A 24,021-nucleotide genomic window follows, 5' to 3' on the forward strand; every position below is an offset into this window, starting at 1 on the left:
TTCAAATGCGGCCGACACTCCCGTTACTTTTTCTAAAACCCGCGTCTCAATAGAAAAAGTACTGAATTGAATGTCTGGTTTTATCAAAACAACACTAAATGAATCTCTTAAAAAATTTGATTATTTTCGTAAAAACTAGCTATGCACATGAAAAGCACAGAAACAGTTATTTGGCAGGACTGGGATCTTTCTCAGATTATCAATGGGGAGGAAATTATGTCTCCTAGTCCCAAATCTTTTCATCAAATAGCATCGCGCAATTTGCACAGGATACTTGACAGGTATGTCGTAGAGCAGGATTTAGGCGAAATGTTGGCTGCTCCGCTGGATGTAATTTTCGAAGACGACTATAACCGGTTACAGCCCGATCTTATTTTTATTGCAAAGCGCCAAAAGAACATTATTCAGGATTGGATCCGTGGTGTTCCCGATATGGTGGTTGAAATCGTGTCAAAAAGCACTGTAAAAATGGACACGGTCGTTAAAAAAGAAATCTATGAGCGCTACGGCGTGCAGGAATACTGGCTTTTGAAACCGGAAAAGCGGATTCTGGAAATTTACACGCTAACCGATGAGCGCTACAAACTGCATGCTTCATTCGGCGAAGATGATGTCGTTAGCTCACCATTATTTCATGATTTGGCGTTCAAGTTGAACATTATATTCTAATTTCGGCCTGAACTAATATTTAAATTCATGGCTGAAATTGCCCCTTCCATACTTGCTGCCGACTTTGCTAATATTCAACGGGATGTAGAAATGCTGAACGCGAGTCAGGCGGATTATATACATGTGGATATCATGGACGGCATGTTTGTGCCCAACATTTCATTCGGGATGCCCGTTTGTGAAGCCGTTTACAAGCATGCTACCAAGCCGCTGGACGTACATTTAATGATCGAGCAGCCGGACCGATATCTCGAAGCATTCAAAAAGGCAGGTGCGAACTTCCTCACTGTGCATTATGAAGCTTGTCCGCATTTGCACCGGACTATTCAGCACATTAAGGAATTAGGGGCATTGCCAGGCGTTGCATTAAATCCGCATACGCCCGTAGAAGTGCTTTCTGAGATTTTGGGTGATGTTTCTTTGGTGCTGATCATGTCCGTAAATCCGGGATTTGGTGGTCAAAAATTCATTCAAAACACTTATCAAAAAATAGCTAGGTTGCAGGCTTTGAAAGAAAAATTTGGCTATACATTCAAGATTGAGGTGGATGGCGGCGTTAATCTTGACAATGCGCCGTTACTGGTTAAAGAAGGCGTGAATATTCTGGTTGCAGGAAGCTTTGTTTTTAGCGCGGAAAATCCGCTGAAAACGATTGCCGACCTGAAATCCAGCTGATTTTCAAGGTTCCGAAACACCCCGATATGTTAGAAGATTTTTCCCGACCAAGACTATGAAGTGGCTCAGATACTTCATTTTCAGCATTTTGGCAGCATCCGGTCTGGCAGCTGTAAATGTCTCTCAAAAGTCTGAACAGGCTGTCCCTAAATTTCCTTTGCGGATCAGCCCCAATGGTCGCCACATTACGGATAACAATGGTGTCCCTTTTCTGATGGTCGCCGATGTTGCCTGGCAAATGCTCCGGAAGCTGGGTTATAATGATGCCATCCAATACATGGATACGCGCAAGTCGCAGTCGTTCAACACATTCCTGGTGCAGCTTTTGCCCGCGCTTCCGAATCAGCGGAATTTTAACAAAACACTTCCTTTCCAGGATAATGATATTTCACGGCCTAACAAGCTCTATTTCGATTATTTCGACAAAATCATTGCCGCTGCGAAGGAGCGTAATCTGGTCGTAGGCATTGTAGTTTCCCGTAAAAGCTGGAATGCGCTTTTCGATGCGCAGAATGCGGCGGTCTGGAAAAATTATGGCGCTTATGTTGGCAAACATTTCGCTAAATACAGCAATGTGATCTGGATAGTGAGCGAAGAGGAATATCAAACTGCCGCCCAATTTGAAGCCATTGCTGACGGGATCCGGTCCGTTTCTGAGGGACAAATTCTGGCCTCGTTAAGCACATGCTCACCTACGAGCGTGAACGACAGCTCAAAAGTTCGTTCGGATTTAAAATTCATCATTCCAGATTCCACCGTCACGCCTGCTGAATATGCGGCATTGGCCAATTGGCAGAAAAACTCTGCGGAAGCTGCATTAAGGCCGTTTCTGATCGCAAATTCGGAATTCCCAAAGGAAATTACGGACCAATCCGTTTTGATCCGTAACCAGGCTTATCAATCCATTATGAGCGCCGCCGCGGGTTTTTGCCATATGAGCACAATCAAAAATTTCAACCCTACCTGGAAAGTAAACATTGGTAAGGACGGCGCGGAATATATTCATGAGCTTGTCAAGATCCTGAAAGGCATTCCGTGGGAATATATGCAGCCCGAAAATGTCTCCGAACTGCTTCCTGACTCGGCAGATAAAGCCGAAATCGGCATTGTTTCCCTTTCCAATAAAAAGATGTCGATGCTCTATTTGCCCGAATCCCGGCCTGTCCGGTTGAACCTGAACTATCTGAACGGGAAAGATTTTGGGGCAGTTTGGTATAGTCCTCGCACAGGCAAAAGATGGACCGGCGGTGATTTTAAAGCTACGCCCGAGGCTATCGTCCAGCCACCCGACTCGCAGCCCGGCTGGGATTGGATACTCTTGATCGGTGCAAAAAGATAATGCAGGTAAGGGAGATTGAATGCCTTTCAGTCCTTTTGTAAGCGGATAGATCCGTTTGACTTTCAACCATTTTATTAATAATATTACTATAGTGCTGCTGCCTCTATTGCGCTCAAAATGAATAAAGGAATACTCATCAATGCTTTTTTTCTGCTTTCGGCAGTTTTTATAAATCAAGGATACTGTCAGCAGATTTTGTGGGCCAATAAAGTGCTGGGTTATTCGTCCGAGAACAGGCCCGCGCAATACGGACATGCTTTTCGTGCCAAACAAATCCTGGGCATTCCCAACAAGCTTCCCGATTTCGGCAACAGCCCTTGCGCATGGATGCCCGCTGACCCGGATGGCCGGAATGAAGAATGGATTAAAGTGGGTTTTGAAAAAACAATCCCCCTGAAACAAGTTGCTATCGCCGAAAATTTCAACCCTGGTGCCATAGCGCGCGTGTATGCATACGATGAGTCGGGTAAAGAATTTCTGATTTCTGACGCATCTGCCGGGCAGCTGACAGTCAGAGGGAGAATGTTCCGGATCTTTCCAAAACAACAAAATATTCTTGCTAACGCCATCAAGATCGTGTTGCAGCCCTCAAAAGTTTCGGGGGCCAACCAAATTGATGCCATCGGGATATCGGATGGGGTTCAGCCTATTGAAGCGATTATTAACATTGCAAAAGGCCCGTTGTTGAAAACCAAGCGCGAAAATATGGGCTCTGCCATTAATAGCATAGGGCAGGAAGTGGCGCCTATCATTTCCCCCGACGGCAAAACGCTCTTTTTTACGCGCGGCAATTTTTTGGGCAATGTCGGCACTTCCGAAACGCAGGACATTTGGTATTCTAAACTAAATGAGAAGAATGTGTGGGGACAGGCTGTAAATATGGGCCCTCCGCTCAATAATGCAGCTGATAATGCTGTCACCAGCATATCAGCCGATGGGAAAACAATTTACGTTATTAATGTATATAACCCCGATGGTTCCATGGCATTGGGATTGTCGCGCTGTTTCCAGACAAAAACCGGCTGGTCTTTTCCCAAAGAATATAAAATAAATAACCTGCGCGAAAGCATTACTGCCAGCAACAAGGGAAAGCAGGTTGAAAGTATGGAAACCACGGTTTCCCCTTACGGAAATGTCATGATCATTTCCGTCGAGCGCAGTGATACGGAAGGGAAAAAGGACCTTTATGTTTCCTTTCTTCAATCGGATGACAGCTGGTCCGAACCGTTGCATTTAGGAAATGTGGTCAACACCGCCGATTACGAAGGCACGCCTTTTCTGGCACTGGACAACAAAACCCTGTACTTTTCATCCCACGGCCACAGCGGTTACGGAGCGGGCGACCTCTTCCTGACCAGGCGACTGGACGACACCTGGGTCAACTGGTCAAAACCCGAAAACCTTGGCCCGGTAATCAATACGCCACTTTGGGACGCGTATTTCAATGTTCCGGCGACGGGGGAATATGCCTATTTCAGTGCGAGTGAAAAGGTTTCAGGCCAAGAGGACATTTTCAGGGTAAGACTCACGCCTGAAACGCGCCCTGATCCGGTTGCGATCGTCACGGGAACAATCCTGGAAGCAGAAACAGACAAAGCGGTGCGCTCTGACCTTATTGCTGCGTTTAAGAAGAATAATGAAGTTTTTACCAAAGCTACATTTGACCCGGAAACGGACGAGTATCGACTCATTTTGCCATTAAAGGAGATTTACCGCATTACCGCTTCCGAAAAAGGCTATTTTCCTTTCACAGAGGAAATCGATCTGTCAAAAGACACCACGCTCCGGAATATCCGGAAAAACCTCTATTTGCAACCGATCAAAGCCGGTCAGCAGATCAGGCTGAGCAGCACCATGTTTGCACAAAGCAGTGCAGAAGTAATCCGCTCTTCATACGCGGAGCTGGACAGGATCGTAACTGCCATGACCGATTATCCTGCCATGGAAATTTTGCTGGAAGGGCATACAGACAATCAGGGGGAAGTTCAGAAAAATGTGAAGCTGGCGGAAGACCGTGTCCAGCAAGTGAAAAAATATCTTTTATCCAAAGGAATCGTGGCTAAAAGGATCCAGACAAAAGCCTGGGGTCCAGCCAAACCCATCGCCAGCAACCTTACGGAACAGACGCGCCAGAAGAACCGGAGGGTTGAGTTTACAATTCTTAAAATCTAAAAAATATCCTATAAAGGGAAATTTGCTTAATTTCGCGGCAAGTCAATCCGAAACATCCGCGCACGTCAACTTTCTTCAATGTTTTCAAACCGTACGAACGAAACCCCGACAACCTGGCTCATTTTCGCTGTCATTTTAATCGCGGGAATCGCTTTAAGGCTTCATAATCTGGATCGTTACAGTATTTTCTTTGATGAGAGAAGCACAATGGTGATCAGCCAGGGTGTTGTTTTGGAAGGGGCCAATCAAAAAGAGGTTTTTTCTACGCTTAAAGTAACCAATTCCAATTTCTGGGAAACGCCCAAATTTAGCCTGAGACCGCCCCGGGTGCTGCGTTCCTTCACTTACAATGAAAATTATTATCCCCGCGCTTTCACACCCGCAGAGTTTTGGGCCCCGAAAACAATTGAAGATTATTACGAAGCCAACAACCGGAGTGATATAGGGAACAGTCCTTTCTACTATCTGCTACTGCACTTCTGGATGGAGGTTTTCGGGATTTCAGACTTTTCTGCGCGATCCCTTTCCGTCTTTTTCAGCGTCCTGATCATTGGTTTGACATACCTTTTCGGAAGGCGTTTTTTTAGCGTCAATACGGGGTTAATTGCCTCGGCGATTGTGGCTATTGAACCCTTTTTTATTGGTTACAGCCAGCAGGCGCGCAGTTATTCCCTGATGTTTTTCCTGACGTTGCTAGCCACCTATTTATTTTTACAAATCATTGAAAACGAGGCTAACAAGCGACAAAATACCAGGCTCTACATTGGCTACATTGTAACCGCCGGATTAAGCATATTGTCCCATTTCCTCTCCATTGCTGTGTTACTGGGGCATGCATTGTATGCTTTACTTTTTCTTCGGACTATTAAAGGTTGGATTAAAATGGCCATTTCGGCCGTACTGGCCTTGTCAGGTGTGGCCTGGTGGATGATTTTCGGCGGTGGGACTTATACTTTATATACGCTCAGTTACCAGGCTGAGCTCTACAAAAGAATGGCTGAGACAAGGCCTGATAACAATCCCTTTGGCCATATTTTACCTGCCACCATTGGCAATGTGTTTACAAAATCCTTACCGCTTTTTTCTGATCTAATCATTTTCACAAACGGCCTGACAGACGCACTTGCGGGAAAGAAAAACGTTTTTGTTTCCATATTCATTGGCGTATTGCTGATTATTTGGTATCGTTTCAGCAATCGCATGAAGCTGAATGTTGGCTTGAAAACCGCAGTTCCGTTTATCCTTGCACTGTCAGGGGCTGCTTTTTACTCCAATCATAAACTACAATTCATTATTCTGTCGGTAAGTATTTTTGCCCTTTCATTCATTCCGGATGTACATAGGCAGGCTGACACCGTGCAAAAGAAGAGACTTTGGATGATTTATATCATGGCTCTGTTTCCAACTTCTTTTTTAATAATAATGTCATTCAAAAACGGGCACACTTATGGTCTAATGCAGCGATACTCTGGATTTGCATTCCCCTATATGATCATTCTTTTGAGCCTTTTGTTACAATATTATAATTCTATTAAGGTTGAATTCAGGACGTTAATATTTATCGGTTTGGCTTGTCAGCTCTATTTTGTGTCTTTGAGGTTAGGGGAATTTTATGAAGACCGATCTCCGAAATACGGATATTTTTCAACCCCGCGCGCCCCGAATCCATATTACGAGGCGGCTCAGAAGATCAAGAAATTATACCAAAAAGGCGATACAATTCTATATCCTGCTTCGCGCTACGAGATCCTGTCTGAAATGGACAGGACATTTCTCCCTTATTCGATTCAGGATGCGCAGGTTACGAACTTGTATTTGCCCAAAGACGCGCAGTATGTGCAGGTGATGGACACGACACAAACGACACATATTTTGCTTAAAAAAGCAGGGAATCCTGAGCCGGTTGTGATCAAGAAATTGAAAGGGCTGCGTTACGGATTGGAGTAAGCAATGTGCGCCATTTACAAAAGCCGACAAATAAGATTTTGTATATTGCACTCTCAAAACAGAAGATTTGACCTTTATTTTGTGAGATTTTCTTAATATCGACATATACACAGGCATGACCGCAGCAGAGATATTGAACGACCCAAAGCAGATAAGCGGAGAACTTCGGCTTAAAATTCTGGGCCTTTACCATAAAGCAAATGCCGGCCATATCGGCTGCTCACTAAGCTGCATTGATCTGATGATCGCCGTTCTTTTTCTGCAAAAATCGGAAGAAGACACCTTTATATTATCCAAAGGACATGCCGCAGCCGCATTATATGCCTGCCTGAATGTTACCGGCGAGATCACCGACGAAGAACTGGATACATTTTACCTGGACGGCACATCGCTTCCGGCCCACCCTGCCCCAAGACAATATAAAGGAATTCCTTTCGCAACCGGCTCATTAGGGCACGGCTTGCCCATCGCAACGGGAATTGCACATGCGGCGAAGGTTAGCGGTGACGAGACTTACTCGTTTGCTTTGCTTTCAGACGGTGAAACGAATGAAGGAACAACCTGGGAAGCAGCACATTACGCCATACAGAATCAGCTGGATAACCTTTTTATGATCATTGATAAAAACGGTTTGCAGGGTTTTGGTCCTACGGATAAAGTTTTAGGAGAAACCGCTTCCGTCGAAAAGTGGAATGCGATCGGTTTTGAAACGATTGAACTGGATGGTCATGACATTACTGCTATCAGTCAGGCAATTAATGAATTAAAAACACATAAGAACGGACTTCCAAAGGCGATTATCGCGAATACTGTGAAGGGCAAAGGAGTTTCTTACATGGAGAATAAATTAGAGTGGCATTATTTACCAATGAACAAAGACCAATACGAGCAAGCCACGCTGGAAGTAAAGGAACGCTACTTTAATGAATTGACGAATGCTTGACCAATTGCCGGTTTTCCGCGATAAAATAGAAAGTTTAAAAGGGCCAGTTTTCGTTTTTGGTGCAAGCGGGTTCATCGGTGCCAATCTTTTTAACGAAATTTTTAAAATCCGTAAGGACTGTTACGCATTAACCCATGACGCAACCAAAGCTTGGAGGCTTAAATTGCTGAATGTCCCTTTCGAAAACATTGTCCATTGTGATATCCTTTCCAACAATTCGGTTCAGGAAGTTTTTGAAAAATATAAGCCGCAAACGATCTTCAATCTGGCCGCTTACGGTGCTTATAGCAAGCAAAACAATGTTAACCTGACGTACGAAACCAATGTGATCGGGACGGTTAACATTCTGCAAAATTGCACGACCGAAATGGTTTATATCCACGCCGGAAGCAGCTCGGAATATGGTTTCAATTGTACTTCGCCAAAAGAAACCGATCGCGTAGAACCGAACAGCCATTACGCCGTTTCGAAGGTGTCAGCGGCATATTTGCTGGAATATTATGCCAAAGTTTTTAATCTGAAGACACTTAATCTCAGGCTTTACTCCATTTACGGATACTGGGAAGAGCCGGATAGATTGATACCAAAACTGATTGAAAACGCAAGGAAAAAGCAGCTTCCTTCACTGGTTTCGCCGGATATAAGCCGCGATTTCGTGTTTATAGAAGATTGCGTAGAAGCGTTTCTGGATGCCGCGTTGAAGATTAGTACGGAAACTTCCGGTAAATCATACAACATTGCAACGGGCCGCAAAACGACAATGGGTGACCTTGTCAACACCTCGAGAAGAACATTCAACATTACGCAGGAACCGCAGTGGGGCAGCATGTCCAACCGGAAATGGGACCTGGCTGAATGGTTCGGCGATCCCAGCGCATTTGAAACCGACTTCGGCTGGAAAGCCAGGACACCGCTCGAAACCGGGCTGTCGAAATACAGTGAGTGGCAGGCGCAGATCAAATATGAAGAACGCGTCATTCCTGCTTTTGAAAACCCGAAACTGAACCCGGTTATCACAGCGATCATTGCTTGTTATAAGGATGCACAAGCGATTCCATTCATGTATGAGCGCATTGTGAAGACTTGTAATGATCTGAAAGTGCGTTATGAAATCATCTTTGTGAATGACAATTCGCCTGATAATCAGGAAGAAGTGATTAGCAAAATATGTGATAAAGATCCAAATGTGGTAGGAATCAGTCACTCCCGCAATTTCGGTTCGCAGTCTGCCTTTTTAAGTGGAATGGAGATCGCGACGGGTGATTGCGTGGTTTTAATGGATGGTGATCTGCAAGATCCTCCGGAAATTATCCCTGCTTTTTACGAAAAATGGATGGAAGGTTTCGATGTCGTTTACGGCGTTCGCGTGCAGCGCGAAATGAAACCGCACATTCATTTTTTCTATAAATCGTTTTATAAGGTATTTCAAGGGCTTAGCTATATTTCAATCCCACGCGACGCAGGCGATTTCTCCATGATAGATCGTAAAGTTGTGAAGGAACTGGTGGATTTACCTGAAACTGAGCAGTTTCTGCGTGGCTTACGCGCCTGGGTTGGGTTCAAGCAAACGGGCGTTCCTTATGTAAGACCGGAAAGAATGTTCGGTGTTTCGACCAATAACTGGACAAAGAACATCTGGTGGGCAAAAAAGGCGATCTTCTCGTTCAGTTTTGCACCATTGGAATTGATGAGTTACGCAGGTTTCGCATTGACCGGATTTTCTATTTTAGGAATTATCTGGCAAATTCTGGCGAAATTCGTGTTTTTCAGAGACACGCCGCAAGGCATCAGCACCGTTATCGTTCTGGTCGTTTTCTTTGGAGGATTAACCATTCTGGGCATTTCATTCCTGGGCGAATACATTGCCAAGATTTTTGAAGAAACCAAAAAGCGACCCAAATACATCCGGACCAGAATCCGCCGCGGCTCCAAATCATACAAAACCGCAGACGAGATCAGGACATTAGTGAAGCAATTGAGGAAATAATTGCAGTTGTCAAGCATCATCATACAAACCGAATGAGAAAAGAATTTTCAAACGCTATGGAACAGTTGGCAGTGGAAGATGATTCCATTGTTTTCATTACCGGCGATCTTGGCTATAATGCATTGGAAAATTTGCAGGCCAAATTAGGGAAGCGGTTCATTAATGCAGGCGTTGCAGAGCAAAATATGGTTGGCGTTGCAGCCGGATTTGCACATAAAGGTTATAAAGTTTTCTGTTACAGCATTGCCCCTTTTATCGTTTACCGTTGCCTGGAGCAGTTTCGTAATGATGTGTGTTTCAATAATTTACCTGTGTTTCTGGTTGGAAACGGCGGTGGTTATGGATATGGCATCATGGGAAGCAGCCACCATACAATTGAAGATCTGGCTTGCCTCAGCGGTCAGCAAAATGTCAATGTATGGGTGCCTGCATTTGCCGATGAAGTTGAACCTGTTATCCGCCAGATTGTGGCAGATGGCCGTCCCGCTTACTTGCGCTTAGGCGCTGGCAAAACAACGCCTGACAATAGTTACATCTCAGGTTCATTTAAAGTAATACATGCCCCTGAAACAGCTGAAATCACTGTTTTTGCACTCGGGCCGATCGCTAATAATGTCATGTCAGCCTTGTCGCTTTCCGAAGATCTTGCTCCCAAAGTGAATGTATTGACAGCATTGCATTTCCCCTTACAAATTACTGATGAAGTGGAAGCATTGATCAGAAAAGCGCCTTCAATTCTGGTTGCAGAAGAGCACATTAGCACGGGCGGACTCGCGCAGCAGCTTTCTGTTCAGCTTCTGGAAAAAGGAATCTTCCCTCGCAGCTTTAAAAGTCTGAAAGCGGAGGGTTATCCAAATGGGCGCTACGGAAGCCAGACTTATCACCAGAAACTTTCCGGTCTGGACCCTGATTCCATCATTGCGCATATTGGGCAGTTAATGATTCCGGCATGACGAAAAAGGCTTTAACCATCATTCTGAGCCTGATCTTGCTGCTACCGGTCCTGATATACTTTACGGTCTGGAATTATTATGCTATCAACATTCCGAAGTATGATGACCATGCTTTAAAAGAATTCATCCTTTATTATTCGCAAGCCACCACCTGGAAAGAAAAGATCTGGTTGCTTTTTAAACAGCATAACGAACACCGGATCTCTTTGACACGGCTCATCTCCTGGTGGGATTATTCGTTATTCGGATCATTGAATTACCGGCACCTGATGACAGCGGGGAATCTGCTGCTTTTGGCTGTTATACCGCTTTGGTATGAACTCCTGAAAAAGAACAAAAAGCCCTTATCCGCGTTATTACCCGTTCCATTTCTCTGGCTTACGCTCGCATTTTGGGAAAACATGTACTGGGGAATGGCCGCGATCCAAAACTTCGGCGTTGTTACATTGACCGTCTGGACACTGTATTTGTGTATCAACTTCAAAACCCTGCCATTCGCAATTTCCCTTCTTCTGACTGCCGTAACGATCCTTACGAGCGGAAATGGACTGCTGGTTCTTCCATTAGGTGCCCTACTAATATTTCTAACTGGAAACAGAAAACGATTCGCATTGTGGCTCATCGTGAGCGCCGTCGAGATTTTCTGTTATTTCAATTGGTATACCAAACCGGAATCAAATCCTGAGTCGAAAGCTTCGATTTTCCAGTTTGTAAAGGGTTATATGGCGTTTTTAGGATCTTTTGCAGAATCCTTCCCGGTGGCCGACCATATTAAGGTTTGCTTTTTTATGGGCATTATTTTGTTTCTGGTGGCTATTTCAATTGTTTCAACGACGCTGTTTCGCATTGTCAGGAATAAGTATAGCCAGAAGTTCGAGCGCATTACTGACCTTTTTTGTCTTGGAACCATACTTTTCATTCTTGCCACCGCATTAATCGTTGTTTACAGCCGCGCGGGATTTGGTTTCGATACGCTGGTAACAAGTCGCTATAAAATCTACTCCGTGCTGCTGCTGATCGTAGCGTATTTATATGTGGTGATCCCGATCCGGGGGAGTTTTCTTTCCCCATATGTAACCGCTATTGTGTTCCTGGGCATCTTATTTAACATTTTCAGCTATCATTATCACCTGGTTGACGCCTATAATCTGCGAAAAGAGCTGACCACTTATCAGTTCAACTGGACTTTTGCCGATAAAAAACTGGCCTACCCGACCGATACATCATTTGCTGCCAACATTGTTGAAAAAACACCTGTTTTTTACGACAAACTGCTCCCGCTCATTGCAGTTGCAGACAGACAAACATACGCGGGAAACTCACGCGGCCTGACGGAATTATATGATCGCACAGTTTTCAAACCCGGAAAAGAAAACCTGATCATTGAAAACAATACATTCACCAGCCAGCGATTGCAGGACAGCGGCATTTACGTTTTACTCAGTTCAAAGGACCGCTATTATTTGTTTCCAGCATTGAGAACGCGGAACACGAGCAGGAAAGAATTGTTTTTAAAGCAATATTATTTCGCGCCGGGATTCAGGGCAAACATTCCTTTTTCCGAAATGGATAAGGGACTGTATGATGTTGCATTGATCCGTCAGCAAGGCGACCAAACGGGCATTCTCTTCCAGAATCAGAAGGTGAAGGTGAATGAAACAAAGAAAATCAAAGTGAAGGTAAACTGGTAATTATGCGCACCACATCACAGGGACATATTATTCAACTTGATGGAATCCGCTTTATTGCCATTGCGCTGGTTCTCATTGAACATCTTTTTGTAGAAGTTAACACCGTCCCTGTCGGCGCAACGGGGGTGACGATCTTTTTTGTGCTCAGTGGCTTTTTGATTTCCAGAATTCTCTTAAAAAGTAAAGAAAAGAACTTTGGAACAGAAGGTGGATTTAACAAATATCTCAGCAAATTCCTCATACGCAGGACAATCCGGATTTTCCCGGTCTATTATCTGACGATTTTGCTGCTCTACATTTTCAATGTGCCCCCGGTTAGGGAAAAGTTGGGCTGGCTGGCATTATACGGGACCAACATTTACATGGCCTGGAATAAAACCTGGATGGGTTCCATGGACCATTTGTGGTCGCTGGCGGTTGAAGAGCAGGTTTATTTATTCTTCCCTTTCCTCATCTTTTTCGTTCCAAAAGGCAAGCTCGTTCCGGTTCTAGGGATCATGGGCTTGCTTAGTCTTGGCTTTCGGTTTTACTATTACTATGCACATCCGGACTTTGCCATTGATGATTGGATCGTTACCTACGTGAGCACCCCTGCCTGCCTGGATTCTTTTGCGCTGGGTGGGTTACTTGCCTGGTTGCAGGTTTACAGGAATGATTTTTTCGAAAAATTGTTTAGTAAGTCATGGCCGGTTATGCTGGCATTCGCAGTCTGGGTTTTGCTGCAATTCTGGTCCAAAACATTTGAAAACAGGTTCAATGTTTCATTCGTTGTTCTGGACAGAACGGTGTCTTCCATCTTCGGATTCTTTTTGATCGGCCGGGCTGTAATGGGCTACACAGGGATTATGGCCGCTTTTCTGGAAAATCCAGTCAGCATTTATTTGGGTAAAATCAGTTACGGCTTGTATCTCTATCACAATTTTGTCTACAACCACTTTCACAGTGGTCCAATGCATCCAACCGTCCGTATTTTCCGGAAAATCTATCAGTATGCGCCCGATCTGAAAGGTTCAGTTGCCTTTGAAGCGATGGTTGTGATCACATTAACAATTGCCGTTGCTGCCTTTTCCTGGCATTTTTTCGAAAAGCCTATCAACGCCTTGAAGGACAAGTACGCTTAGTAATTTATCATTACCATAGCCCGGTTACAGGCTTTATTTATTAATTTCGCGCAACCATACCAAATACGTTTCTGCATGTCGTACCTTCTTAGTATAGTAATGCCCGCATACAATGAACAGGATTGTATCGAAAAGGTAGTATATAATTGGACTAATTTTCTAAAAAATAAATTTCCCAACGACAATACAACACTAATTGTAATTAATGACGGCTCAAAAGACAATACAAAAGTGCTTTTGGACAAATTACAGCAAGAAGTGACCCATCTTACCGTCGTTAATCAAAAAAATGGCGGCCACGGTAATGCTGTCGTGAATGGTTATCGCAAAGCACTGGAACTGGGCTCGGAATATGTGTTCCAGACAGACAGCGATGATCAGTTTGTGTCAGATGATTTTGATAAACTTTGGAATAAGCGCAGCCAATCGCAATTTATCCTGGGTTACAGAGAAGTGAGACATGATGCCGGCGTGCGTTTGTTCATCACTAAATTCCTCCGCGGCACGATCTCGACGGTTTACGGCACGTTCATTATGGACAGCAACATTCCTTTCCGTTTGATCAAAGGAACATTCCTGCAAAAACTAATGAACCAGCTCCCTGATCCTGAGCCATTTGCACCCAACATTTTCTTGTCTGTAATGGCTAAAAAGTCAGGTCAGGAATTGTTTGATATCCCCATTACCCATAAAGATCGTGAGACCGGAACGGTTTCAATCGTCAAATGGAACCTCTGGAAGGTTTGTATACGCAGCTTTAAAGAACTGTTGCGGTTTCGACTTGAACTTAATAAAAAGGTGAAAGCGATCCGTGCTTAAATAATAGGCTTGTGTCGAAAAAATACATTATTGCTATCCTGCTCGCTGCTGTCCTTGCGGCAGCAGGATATTTTCTGTTCCAATATTCACGGGGTTCTGCTGCTGCGTGGAAATTCATTCCGTCCAGCGCCCTCGTAGTCATTACCAGCGAGCACCTTCAGGATTCTCTTTACGTCGCCACGGATGCTAATCTGGATGTAAAAAGGTTGCCTTTACTCGATGTTGCCAGTGACAATTTATCGCTCCTCAATCTTTTCACCAAGGACCAGAAGAAGCTCAATAACTTCCTCAAAAACAAAGCATTATCCTATTCCTATCATCCCCGCACCAGCACAGAATGGGGTGTGATCATGTACATTCCCATTGCCAGCGAGGAAGAAGCCAAATGGCTGAGCACACCGCAAAATCCAAGCATTCGCGCGCTGCATCACAACTTCCAGGATCACCGGATCACGGATATTATCGACGCCAATTCCCGCCCTCTTTTTTCGTATCTTATTGAAGATCATTATCTGATCGTCAGCTATTATGGAGATTTGATCGAAGATGCGGTTCGGGCTTCTTCGTTGAACATTGAATCATTCAAACTAAAATCCCGGTTTTCAAGCATTAATGATTTTGATTACGGAACAAGCATTTACTTGCGTAATGACGCTTGGAAATCGGTTATTTCGGGTGACAACATTAATAACAATTTTTACGAGTTCGGCCGGAATTTCCCCAATTTCCAGGATTTCCACATTGAAGAAGCCAAGGCAAAAGGCAGTCTTTCCTTGAAATCGACCGGGACGGGCGCGCCGGATTATTATCTTACCGACATTGTTAAAGACATTCCCGGCGCACCATTCACGGGACATAGGCACATTTCCCAGCAAACGTCCTTTCTCTACAGATCCGGCGTGGTTGACCGGGCTGCATTCCAAAAAGAGTTTCAGCAATGGCACAAAAAATACAAATCCGAAGCCTGGAACAAGCTCAATTACTACATCGGAAAAGAAAGCAATCAACTGATCGATAATCTTGGCGCTGAATTGATTTTATGCCAATTGGAAGAAAATAACAGCATTACCGACGGAAAAATCCTTCTGGCTGAATTTTCCAATTATGAAAAATTGCGTCCTGTGCTCCAAAAACTGGCGCGATTGGCCAATGAAGAAACCAACGTTTCTATAGACCAATATCAGGGTTACGACATTTATTCTGTCCCCATTCCCGAGCTGCCGACCGGACTTTACGGACCGATGTTTTCGGGTTTTCCCCGCAGTTACATTACCTACATTGCGCCTTATCTGGTGATTAGCAACAACTCCCAGGTTTTGCAAAATTACATTGTAGATTACGAGAACCAGATTACATGGAAGCAATCGCCGGAATACGACAGTATACTGACGTCCGCAAAATCGGAGGCGCAACTTTCGCTGATCGTGAATTTGCGGAAAGCGCAAACGCGTGCCGGAAATGGCGGGATTAAGAAATATACCGATCTGGTTTCCAAAATGGAATCACTTGTATTTCAATGTAAATACGAAGATGGTGACGCATACCCGGAAATTACGCTCATTCCCAAAAAGCGGCAGACCGCCAGAAAAGTCCTGAACCGGACATTCCTGAACATTGACATTGAATGGCCGGATATTTTCGATACGGAACTGGCCGCATTGCAAAATCCAATTGACGGAAGTTCGGAGATTCTGCTGACTGACAAACAAAATAATTTACTTAGAACCAACAACTTACGAGAAGGCAAAACGGAGACGATCGCTAAGCTCAATGGCCCGATCATTACTTCGGCTTACAAAGTCGATTTCCTGAACATTGGCAGACAGCAACGCATCTTTGCAACAAAAAGTACTGTTTACGCGCTGGATGAAGATGATTCGACAACGGTCACCACATTCACGGGTTCTTTACCGTCCGGCCAGGACATTGCTGCATTGTATGCAATCGATGGCGGTGATGATGGCAGTAACCGGTTTATTATCAAAAACACTGCCGAAGAGCTCTTCCTCTGGGAAAATGTGACCAAGCCAATCCGACGCCTCAACCATTCGGTGCAATTCGAAAACATTCAAAGTCCCGTTGTGGCATTGAACCAGATTGGAAACCGTGGTTTTATCGTTACCCAGAAAAACGGCAAAATCTTCCTGCTGAAAGAAAACGGAACCGTCCGCCAGGGATTCCCGGTTGACATCCTTACCCGAACTGAAAGTGCATTCACGTGGACACAAGATCCTGCTACCGGCCAGCCTGAGCTTGTGGGTGTGAGCGTTTCAGGTGAATTGGTCCGCATTAGCCTGGATGGAAAGATCACGTCCCGGAAGCAGTTACTAAGGCCTGAGCCTGGTTCAAAGTTCAAAACCTTATTCGACCGAAATTCCCTGGATTGGATCCTGATCCGGTCGTTAAATTCCAAAACGGCCATCATTACCAAGGATGGAAAAGACCTTTTTGAAATAAAAGATATTTTGCCAAATTCGGTCATCCAATATCACTTCTTCGGCGTTGACAATCGTTTTATCACCATCAAGTCGGGAAGTTACACGACGGTTTTTGATATGACAGGCAAAAGACTGGGTGATAAGGCCATTCCGTCGGAAATGCCCGTTCAGCTCACTTATCAGCCCGGATATTATAAATTACTCATTTTCAGCCGGTCCGAGAAAAAGATACAGGTTTGGTCCGTTAAGCTTCGTTAAAAAATATGAAGTTTTTAAAATATACGATTTTAGTTTTAGGATGCATTATCTGGGCCTGCGGGCTTAATCCTACCCTGCTGGCATTGGTTGGAAAATATAAACTGATCACCGATGGTTATCAGTATGGCGACCTTTACCGGATGGCTAATCTTTCTGCATTTAAAGATCCGCGAAAGGAATGTCCGGATTACACGCCGCCCGCCAGAAAAGATTCTTCCAGAAAAGTCCACTTGTACATTGTTGGCGATAGTTTTACGGAAGATCAGCGCGTCGGCAAAAGCGATTTTGCAGTTGATAGATATCAATATGTGAAGTGGTCGGATATGTTGCATGTAAAATTAGACACGTCGGCAACAAACATTCTCCTGCTCGAATCCGTAGAAAGACATTTCCGGCAACATCTGGCAACGCCCGTCACTTCTATTATTCCCGATTCCACAACATTTGTTCAAAGGGTGACAACCACCAAATTCATGCATAAGCTGGATGAGGCATTCAACGGAAAGCAGGCACAGGACAGGTTTGAAGCGCTTTTATTTCAAAATGAAGCTTTTTTGAAAGTAAAAGAATGGAAAGCGGATTTCACTTATCATTTGTTCCATCGGATAAACACAAGCGTGACGCTGGTTGACAACGACCGGAGCGTGGTTTCTTATATGGATACGGACACGCCTCATGTGACCTCTTCCTTCTCTAAGATCCGTGAATCGGAGTTGGATTCGCTTGTTATGAATTTGCAAATCACCGAAGATTCAGCACTGGCAATGGGTTTTGACCTGGTGGCTTTATCGATCATTCCCAACAAAGTTTCCGTTTTGCAGCCAGAGTATGATGTTTATAATCAGTTGATTGAACGCGCTTACCAACATCCCAAGTTGCCCGTTCCTTACATTGACGTGCTTTCTGATTTCAGGAATATGGGAACGGCTTCCTACTTAAAAGGCGATTCGCACTGGACTTGCGAAGCGCAAAATTTGTGGCTTAACAAAGTCAATACATTGATTAACAGCTTTGTGGATCAGGAAAATATTTGAATGTGTGCCTGCTTATCTGCCGGGATTTCCTACATTTAAGTGATTTACAAAATGTAAGATATTCGCTTTTCAGATTTGGATGTTATGAAGTATAATCAACCGCGCGGCATGCAATGTTCGACAGCGAAGGTCAGTAATTTCCTTTTTGCTGCTTTCATTCTCCTCTGTTCCATTTCTCTTAAAGCTCAAAATAATCAGCTGAAACCCGGTTTTGACAAAGAAGAGTATCTGGAACAACTGCGGATACACGTGCTGTTGTATGATACGACCAAAGCAAACCCGACGAGGCCGAAATCCATGATCTCCAAGCCGGAGCTTTTTAAAAGTGCTTATGAATCGCCGGTGATGGGCTTAGACAACAAATGGGCCTTATGGGTTCACAAAATCAATCCTGTCGCTGCTATCAATGTCCGGGGCACAACGGTTGAACCTGTGGGCTGGCTGGAAAATTTTTATGCTGCAATGGTTCCTGCAAAGGGGGAATTGAAACTTACCAAAGATTACACTTTTCAATATCATCTGGCCGACAATCCCAAAGCCGCTGTGCACGTTGGCTGGCTGGTCGGCATGGCTTTTCTGGCGAAAGATATTGTTCCTAAAATTGATTCATGCTACAAATCCGGCATCAAGGAATTTCTGATTATGGGGCATAGCCAGGGCGGCGCCATCGTTTACCTGCTTACTTCGCACCTTTATCAGTTACAAAAAGACAAAAAACTGCCCGGCGACATTCGATTTAAAACTTACGCGAGTGCTAGTCCGAAAACGGGTAACACTTATTATGGCTACGAATACGAAAGCATGATCGATGGCGGCTGGGGTTATAATGTAGTAAATGCTGCGGACTGGATTCCTGAATTGCCCTTTTCCGTGCAGACATTAGCTGATTTTAATGAGACTAACCCCTTCAAAAACATTGATCCGGTTATAAAAAAGCAAAAATTGATAACGCGGGTCGCGCTGCGCCATGCTTACAAGCAGATGAAAAAGCCCAGTGAAAAAGCACAGCGCAATTATCAAAAATTTCTGGGCAATTACGCTTCCAAGTCAATCATGAAGGTGCTTCCTGATTTTCAGCCGCCGGTTTATTTCAAAAGCAATAACTACGTCAGGATCGGACCGACGATTGCATTGATCCCGGATGCAGAATATTACAAACTCTTTCCCGACTCTGACGAGCAAATCTTTATTCATCATTTACAAAACCCATATTTGTATTTAATGCAGAAATACAAACATTAATTATTCCGAATTCACTCAACTTATGCGATTACTTTTCTTTCTTTTACTCCTTTTCTCTCTCACTTTTTCAGTTAAAGCCCAATACAAAACGCGTTTCGAAATCAGCGGCGGCAAGGAAACCCCGACTTACGAAGAAGGCATCGAATATTACAAACTGCTCGCAAAAAACTTTCCTGAGATCCAGATCACTGAAAAAGGCCTTACTGACAGTGGAAAGCCGCTTCACCTTGTTTTGTATTCTAAAAGCAAAACATTTGAAATACAAAAACTGAAATCGCAGCAAAAGGCGATTTTATTGGTCAATAACGCCATTCATCCGGGCGAATCCGACGGTGTTGACGCTTCCATGATGCTCCTCCGTGACATTGCCATGAACCCACAAAAATTCCCCGAACTGGATAATGTGATCCTGGCCATTATTCCTTTTTACAACATTGGCGGTGCGCTAAACAGGAACAGCACAACGCGTACAAACCAGGCCGGCCCGGAGGAATACGGCTTCCGGGGCAATGCCAGAAATTATGACCTTAACAGAGATTTTATCAAAAGCGACACCAGAAATGCCCGGAGCTTCGCCGCCATTTTCCATGAGCTTGACCCTGACCTTTTTGCCGACACACACGTAAGCAACGGTGCTGATTATCAATATGTCATGACACTGGACTATGCACAAAAAGACAAGTTGGGTGGGAAATTGGGTTATTTCAATGATAAGGTTTTTTTGCCTTACATGTACAAGCATTTAAAGGCAGCCGGATTTGAGGCCACTCCATATGTGAATTCGTGGGGCCAGACGCCCGACAAAGGTTTCGTCCAGTTTCCGGACTGGCCGCGCTACTCAACAGGTTACGCGGCGTTATTTCACACGATCGGCGTCATGACAGAAACGCATATGTTGAAGCCTTATGACAAGCGGGTCGCGTCAACTTACGCTTACTTGCTGGGTAACATCAAATTTTTGTCAAGAAACCGAAGAGAGCTCCTTAAACTTCGCAAGGATACCAAAGAAGCTGTAAAAACGCAGGAGAAATTTGCGGTAACATGGGAGGTTAACAAAGTCAAAAACACGCAAATTGAGTTCAAAGGCTATGAACCTGAATACATTACCAGCAAAGTGAGCGGCGCGCAAAGACTTTATTACAACCGTTCCAAACCATTTACCAAAAAAATCCCTTTTTACGACACTTATTCACCCGTGGATGAGGTTACCAGGCCCGTTGCTTATATTATTCCGCAAGGATGGCACAATGTAATCGACCTCATGAAACTGAATGGTGTGGAAGTGAAGCAGCTTGAAAAAGATACCGATATGGAGGTGGAAACTTACTATATCGAAAACCTGGAAACGCCTAAACAGCCATTTGAGGGACATTACTGGCACACGAGCGTGACAACGAAGACCGTTAAACAGCGGATTACATTTAAGAAAGGCGATTGGTATATCTCGGTTAACCAGTGGACCAATCGTTACATTGTAGAAACGCTTGAACCCAAAGGCGTTGACTCATTTTTCAAATGGAATTTCTTTGACACCATTTTGCAATCCAAGGAACATTATTCTGCTTATGTATTTGAAGATCTCGCGGCGGAATTGCTGGCAAAGGATGTTAGTTTGAGAATCAAGCTGGAAGATAAGCGTAAAAATGATCCTGAATTTGCAAAAAACGGGAGCGCACAATTGGACTTCATTTATGACAATTCACCCTATCGCGAGAAGGAATATTTGCGCTACCCTGTGTTTCGGTTAATGAAGTGATAAAAATCCGGACTGAACGATTAAAAAACTACTGCTGTTATACGTGAGGCTTATATGGCCTTTTATATTATTCAGGCTGTTTTTATATTAATATAAAGGAGCAGCCCTTTAAAAAAATCAAATGACATTTCAAGATTTAAAGCTCATTGAGCCTATTGCTAAGGCGCTTCAAGAAGAAGGCTACACCACTCCCACACCGATTCAGGCAAAAGCGATCCCCATTATTCTGGATCAAAAAGATTTATTAGGTTGCGCGCAGACGGGCACAGGAAAAACGGCAGCATTTGCCATTCCAATGTTGCAACTGCTTCATAATAATCCAGTTGGAAAGTTTGAAAAAAGCCACATCCGCGCATTGATCCTTACGCCTACACGCGAGCTGGCCATTCAGATTGGCGAAAGTTTTGCAGCTTATGGACGCCATACCGGCGTTAAACACACGGTTGTTTTTGGTGGCGTGGGTCAAAAACCGCAAACAGATGCGCTTCAACGCGGCGTCGACGTGCTTATCGCAACGCCGGGACGTTTATTAGACCTTATTAATCAAGGATTTATAAAACTAAACCAGTTGGAATTCTTCGTTCTTGACGAAGCAGACCGGATGCTGGACATGGGTTTTGTACATGATGTGAAGAAAGTCATCAAATTGCTTCCCGTAAAAAGGCAATCGTTGTTTTTCTCTGCCACTATGCCCCCGGCCATTGTCACATTGGCTAACACAATACTTAGAAATCCACTTAAAGTAGAAGTTACACCCGTTTCTTCGACTGCTGACACCATTCGTCAGTCTGTGTTTTTTGTAGATAAATCGGATAAAAATTCGCTGTTACTGCATATTCTGAAAGATGAAAGCATTGCCACTGCGCTAGTTTTCACCCGGACGAAACATGGTGCGGATAAAGTGGTAAAGGTTTTGAGAAAAGCAGGCGTAAGCTCAGAAGCGATTCACGGAAATAAATCCCAGAATGCGCGTCAGAATGCGCTGAAAAATTTCAAAAGCCAGACAACCCGAGTTTTGGTAGCCACCGACATTGCGGCAAGAGGAATTGACGTGGATGACCTGACGCATGTGATCAACTACGAAATCCCGAACATTCCTGAGACGTACGTACACAGGATCGGACGTACAGGTCGTGCAGGGGCGAAAGGAATTGCTTTTTCTTTCTGTGACCTGGATGAGAAAGTGTATCTGAAAGACATTCACAAGCTGATTGCCAAGAATATCCCGGTTATAAACGACCATCCCTACGCAACGGGCAGGTAACAATGACAAGGAATACTTTTACGGACATTGATCTTAACGAAGCCAGACGCTTGCAAGCGGTGGCAGACACGGTTCTGGTTGATGTCCGGGAAACCTGGGAATTTGAAGAATTTAATGAGGGTGGAATCAACATTCCCCTGGCCGAGATCCGCGAACGAAGAGCGGATCTCGCGCCATTTAAAAGCATTATCGTGATTTGCACCAATGGTGTGAGAAGCAAAGTTGCTGCCATGGATTATTGCCGCGTGCCGGAATGGCTCGACAAGCAAATATTCCACGTGAAAGGAGGAATTATTGAATCTGAATAAAAAACTTTGAGAGCTAATCTTAAAGATTTGGTAAGTCTAAACTTCCCTCAAAAACCCTGACAGCTGGACCGATCAGGTGAATGTTGTCAAATCCGGCCGGCGTTTCTTCAAAATCTACTTTTAAAGTCCCGCCGATTGTTTCAATGGTGATAGGGCCGTTCCAGCCTTCGCGTAAATGTGCAGATAGTGCGCAGGCAGTTACACCCGTTCCACATGAGTATGTTTCATCTTCGACGCCCCGCTCATACGTTCTGACGCTCAGATGATTGTCTTCGATCAACTCGACGAAATTAACATTTGTGCCGCCTTTTGGCCCATATACCGAACCATAACGGATCTCACTTCCAATACTGAAAACGTCAGTTTCGGCAACCTGATCTACGTAAGTGACATAGTGCGGCGAACCTGTGTTCATGAAATCGAATTCCGGATAACGCTCCACGTCAGCGACCGCGGACATTTTCAAGCTGATCACCTCTCCTGACACAGTCGCCTCGTGCAAACCATCGACTGCTATGAAAGTTGTTGAGTCCTCAAAAAGACCTAAATCATGCGCAAAACGGACGACACAACGTCCTCCATTCCCGCACATGCTGCCTTCCCCGCCATCCGCATTGAAATAAACCATCCGAAAATCGTAACCAGGCTCATTCTGCAACAGAATTAAACCGTCGGAACCAATCCCGAACCTGCGATGGCAAATTGAGGCGATCAATTCTTTTGAAACCGGAAATGTTTTGTCGCGATCATCGATCATGACGAAGTCGTTTCCTGTTCCCTGATATTTAAAAAATGAAATCTGCATGTCAGCTTGATGTAAGAAGTGCGGCGTGGCTAGTCCGCTTTAAAACAACAAAACCCTGCAAGAAATAATCACCTGCAGGGTTTAAAATTTTTGTCCGAAGAAAATTTATATTACTTCGATACTTTAAGCTCTTTAATACGAGCGGCTTTACCCTGACGGCCACGTAAGAAGAACAGACGTGCACGACGCACCTTACCGCGGCGAATCAATTCGATTTTAGCGATACTAGGTGAAAGAATTGGGAAAACACGTTCTACGGCAATGCCGTTTGAGATTTTACGCACTGTGAAAGTTTCACCGCTAGCGCTCAGGTTCCGACGTTGCATAACTGTGCCCTGAAACTGCTGGACACGCTCTTTGTTACCTTCACGGATCTTAACGTGTACGTTGATCGTGTCGCCTGAAGTAAATTCAGGATACTCGGATTTACGATTTTCGATCGTAGCTTCTACGAGTTTAATAAGTTCGCTCATGACGAATGCTTTTTGGATTTAAAATGATAGCTTGCTTCCAGCGGATGAGGTGACGCCCCTTCATTCAAAACAGCTCTTGCGAAAACGAGTGCAAAGCTAATATTTTTTCTTTGTTTGTAAAAGCATT

General features: G+C 44.3%; 19 protein-coding genes. 17 read left to right on the plus strand and 2 right to left on the minus strand.

The genetic code is table 11. The annotated features are described in order from the left end of the window. Window positions 1-147: 147 nt before the first annotated feature. From NFI81_RS12885 to NFI81_RS12965, 17 genes are all read left to right on the plus strand, one after another. Window positions 148-669 carry a Uma2 family endonuclease gene (locus NFI81_RS12885; protein WP_234612040.1) on the plus strand — a complete coding sequence of 174 codons (522 nt, stop codon included), beginning with the start codon at window positions 148-150 and terminating at the stop codon, window positions 667-669. A gap of 27 nt (window positions 670-696) precedes the next feature. After that, entirely contained in the window at window positions 697-1,344 is a 648-nt protein-coding gene (gene rpe, locus NFI81_RS12890; protein WP_234612039.1) for a ribulose-phosphate 3-epimerase, read from the plus strand. Window positions 1,345-1,399: 55 nt separating this feature from the next. Beyond that, on the plus strand, window positions 1,400-2,683 hold the full coding sequence (locus NFI81_RS12895) for an apiosidase-like domain-containing protein (protein WP_234612038.1): 1,284 nt from the start codon (window positions 1,400-1,402) through the stop codon (window positions 2,681-2,683). 117 nt (window positions 2,684-2,800) lie between these two features. After that, complete coding sequence (locus tag NFI81_RS12900) at window positions 2,801-4,855, plus strand: OmpA family protein (protein WP_234612037.1); 2,055 nt, start codon at window positions 2,801-2,803, stop codon at window positions 4,853-4,855. 78 nt (window positions 4,856-4,933) lie between these two features. After that, on the plus strand, window positions 4,934-6,802 hold the full coding sequence (locus NFI81_RS12905; RefSeq protein ID WP_234612036.1) for a glycosyltransferase family 39 protein: 1,869 nt from the start codon (window positions 4,934-4,936) through the stop codon (window positions 6,800-6,802). 115 nt (window positions 6,803-6,917) lie between these two features. Then, a complete protein-coding gene (locus tag NFI81_RS12910; protein ID WP_234612035.1) occupies window positions 6,918-7,745 on the plus strand; it encodes a transketolase in 828 nt (275 codons plus the stop codon). Continuing rightward, complete coding sequence (locus NFI81_RS12915) at window positions 7,738-9,732, plus strand: NAD-dependent epimerase/dehydratase family protein (RefSeq protein WP_234612034.1); 1,995 nt, start codon at window positions 7,738-7,740, stop codon at window positions 9,730-9,732. The genes NFI81_RS12910 and NFI81_RS12915 overlap by 8 nt, the downstream gene beginning before the upstream one ends. Before the next feature lie 32 nt (window positions 9,733-9,764). Further along, window positions 9,765-10,685, plus strand: a complete 921-nt coding sequence (locus tag NFI81_RS12920) for a transketolase family protein (protein WP_234612033.1) — start codon at window positions 9,765-9,767, stop codon at window positions 10,683-10,685. Then, window positions 10,682-12,376 (plus strand): hypothetical protein, encoded by a 1,695-nt coding sequence (locus NFI81_RS12925; RefSeq protein WP_234612032.1) that lies wholly within the window; start codon window positions 10,682-10,684, stop codon window positions 12,374-12,376. Before NFI81_RS12920 ends, NFI81_RS12925 begins: the two co-directional genes overlap by 4 nt. Before the next feature lie 2 nt (window positions 12,377-12,378). Beyond that, window positions 12,379-13,497, plus strand: a complete 1,119-nt coding sequence (locus tag NFI81_RS12930; RefSeq protein ID WP_234612031.1) for an acyltransferase family protein — start codon at window positions 12,379-12,381, stop codon at window positions 13,495-13,497. 75 nt (window positions 13,498-13,572) lie between these two features. Beyond that, entirely contained in the window at window positions 13,573-14,316 is a 744-nt protein-coding gene (locus tag NFI81_RS12935; RefSeq protein ID WP_234612030.1) for a glycosyltransferase family 2 protein, read from the plus strand. Window positions 14,317-14,327: 11 nt separating this feature from the next. Then, window positions 14,328-17,012, plus strand: a complete 2,685-nt coding sequence (locus NFI81_RS12940; protein WP_234612029.1) for a DUF3352 domain-containing protein — start codon at window positions 14,328-14,330, stop codon at window positions 17,010-17,012. Window positions 17,013-17,017: 5 nt separating this feature from the next. Then, entirely contained in the window at window positions 17,018-18,046 is a 1,029-nt protein-coding gene (locus tag NFI81_RS12945; protein WP_234612028.1) for a hypothetical protein, read from the plus strand. An 84-nt stretch (window positions 18,047-18,130) separates the two neighbouring features. Next, window positions 18,131-19,288, plus strand: a complete 1,158-nt coding sequence (locus NFI81_RS12950; RefSeq protein WP_234612027.1) for a lipase family protein — start codon at window positions 18,131-18,133, stop codon at window positions 19,286-19,288. 22 nt (window positions 19,289-19,310) lie between these two features. Then, window positions 19,311-21,044, plus strand: a complete 1,734-nt coding sequence (locus NFI81_RS12955) for a M14 family metallopeptidase (protein WP_234612026.1) — start codon at window positions 19,311-19,313, stop codon at window positions 21,042-21,044. A 121-nt stretch (window positions 21,045-21,165) separates the two neighbouring features. Next, window positions 21,166-22,308: a DEAD/DEAH box helicase gene (locus NFI81_RS12960; RefSeq protein WP_234612025.1), complete on the plus strand. Its 1,143-nt coding sequence runs from the start codon at window positions 21,166-21,168 to the stop codon at window positions 22,306-22,308. A 2-nt stretch (window positions 22,309-22,310) separates the two neighbouring features. Continuing rightward, the gene (locus tag NFI81_RS12965; RefSeq protein WP_234612024.1) at window positions 22,311-22,616 is read left to right on the plus strand and encodes a rhodanese-like domain-containing protein; all 306 of its coding nucleotides are present in this window, start codon (window positions 22,311-22,313) and stop codon (window positions 22,614-22,616) included. 19 nt (window positions 22,617-22,635) lie between these two features. Here the strand turns inward: NFI81_RS12965 and dapF are convergent, their stop codons facing one another. Both dapF and rplS read right to left on the minus strand, forming a co-directional pair. Next, a complete protein-coding gene (gene dapF / locus NFI81_RS12970; RefSeq protein WP_234612023.1) occupies window positions 22,636-23,421 on the minus strand; it encodes a diaminopimelate epimerase in 786 nt (261 codons plus the stop codon). 110 nt (window positions 23,422-23,531) lie between these two features. After that, window positions 23,532-23,894 carry a 50S ribosomal protein L19 gene (gene rplS, locus NFI81_RS12975; protein WP_234612022.1) on the minus strand — a complete coding sequence of 121 codons (363 nt, stop codon included), beginning with the start codon at window positions 23,892-23,894 and terminating at the stop codon, window positions 23,532-23,534. Window positions 23,895-24,021 lie beyond the last annotated feature (127 nt).

Origin of the sequence: Dyadobacter fanqingshengii (genome assembly GCF_023822005.2) — a bacterium.
GTDB lineage: Bacteria > Bacteroidota > Bacteroidia > Cytophagales > Spirosomataceae > Dyadobacter > Dyadobacter fanqingshengii.

Coding starts and splice junctions, on each gene's coding strand:
- NFI81_RS12885 (WP_234612040.1), top strand. CDS start 148: ATGAAAAGCACAGAAACAGTTATTTGGCAGGACTGGGATCTTTCTCAG.
- rpe (WP_234612039.1), top strand. CDS start 697: ATGGCTGAAATTGCCCCTTCCATACTTGCTGCCGACTTTGCTAATATT.
- NFI81_RS12895 (WP_234612038.1), top strand. CDS start 1,400: ATGAAGTGGCTCAGATACTTCATTTTCAGCATTTTGGCAGCATCCGGT.
- NFI81_RS12900 (WP_234612037.1), top strand. CDS start 2,801: ATGAATAAAGGAATACTCATCAATGCTTTTTTTCTGCTTTCGGCAGTT.
- NFI81_RS12905 (WP_234612036.1), top strand. CDS start 4,934: ATGTTTTCAAACCGTACGAACGAAACCCCGACAACCTGGCTCATTTTC.
- NFI81_RS12910 (WP_234612035.1), top strand. CDS start 6,918: ATGACCGCAGCAGAGATATTGAACGACCCAAAGCAGATAAGCGGAGAA.
- NFI81_RS12915 (WP_234612034.1), top strand. CDS start 7,738: ATGCTTGACCAATTGCCGGTTTTCCGCGATAAAATAGAAAGTTTAAAA.
- NFI81_RS12920 (WP_234612033.1), top strand. CDS start 9,765: ATGAGAAAAGAATTTTCAAACGCTATGGAACAGTTGGCAGTGGAAGAT.
- NFI81_RS12925 (WP_234612032.1), top strand. CDS start 10,682: ATGACGAAAAAGGCTTTAACCATCATTCTGAGCCTGATCTTGCTGCTA.
- NFI81_RS12930 (WP_234612031.1), top strand. CDS start 12,379: ATGCGCACCACATCACAGGGACATATTATTCAACTTGATGGAATCCGC.
- NFI81_RS12935 (WP_234612030.1), top strand. CDS start 13,573: ATGTCGTACCTTCTTAGTATAGTAATGCCCGCATACAATGAACAGGAT.
- NFI81_RS12945 (WP_234612028.1), top strand. CDS start 17,018: ATGAAGTTTTTAAAATATACGATTTTAGTTTTAGGATGCATTATCTGG.
- NFI81_RS12950 (WP_234612027.1), top strand. CDS start 18,131: ATGAAGTATAATCAACCGCGCGGCATGCAATGTTCGACAGCGAAGGTC.
- NFI81_RS12955 (WP_234612026.1), top strand. CDS start 19,311: ATGCGATTACTTTTCTTTCTTTTACTCCTTTTCTCTCTCACTTTTTCA.
- NFI81_RS12960 (WP_234612025.1), top strand. CDS start 21,166: ATGACATTTCAAGATTTAAAGCTCATTGAGCCTATTGCTAAGGCGCTT.
- NFI81_RS12965 (WP_234612024.1), top strand. CDS start 22,311: ATGACAAGGAATACTTTTACGGACATTGATCTTAACGAAGCCAGACGC.
- dapF (WP_234612023.1), bottom strand. CDS start 23,421: ATGCAGATTTCATTTTTTAAATATCAGGGAACAGGAAACGACTTCGTC.
- rplS (WP_234612022.1), bottom strand. CDS start 23,894: ATGAGCGAACTTATTAAACTCGTAGAAGCTACGATCGAAAATCGTAAA.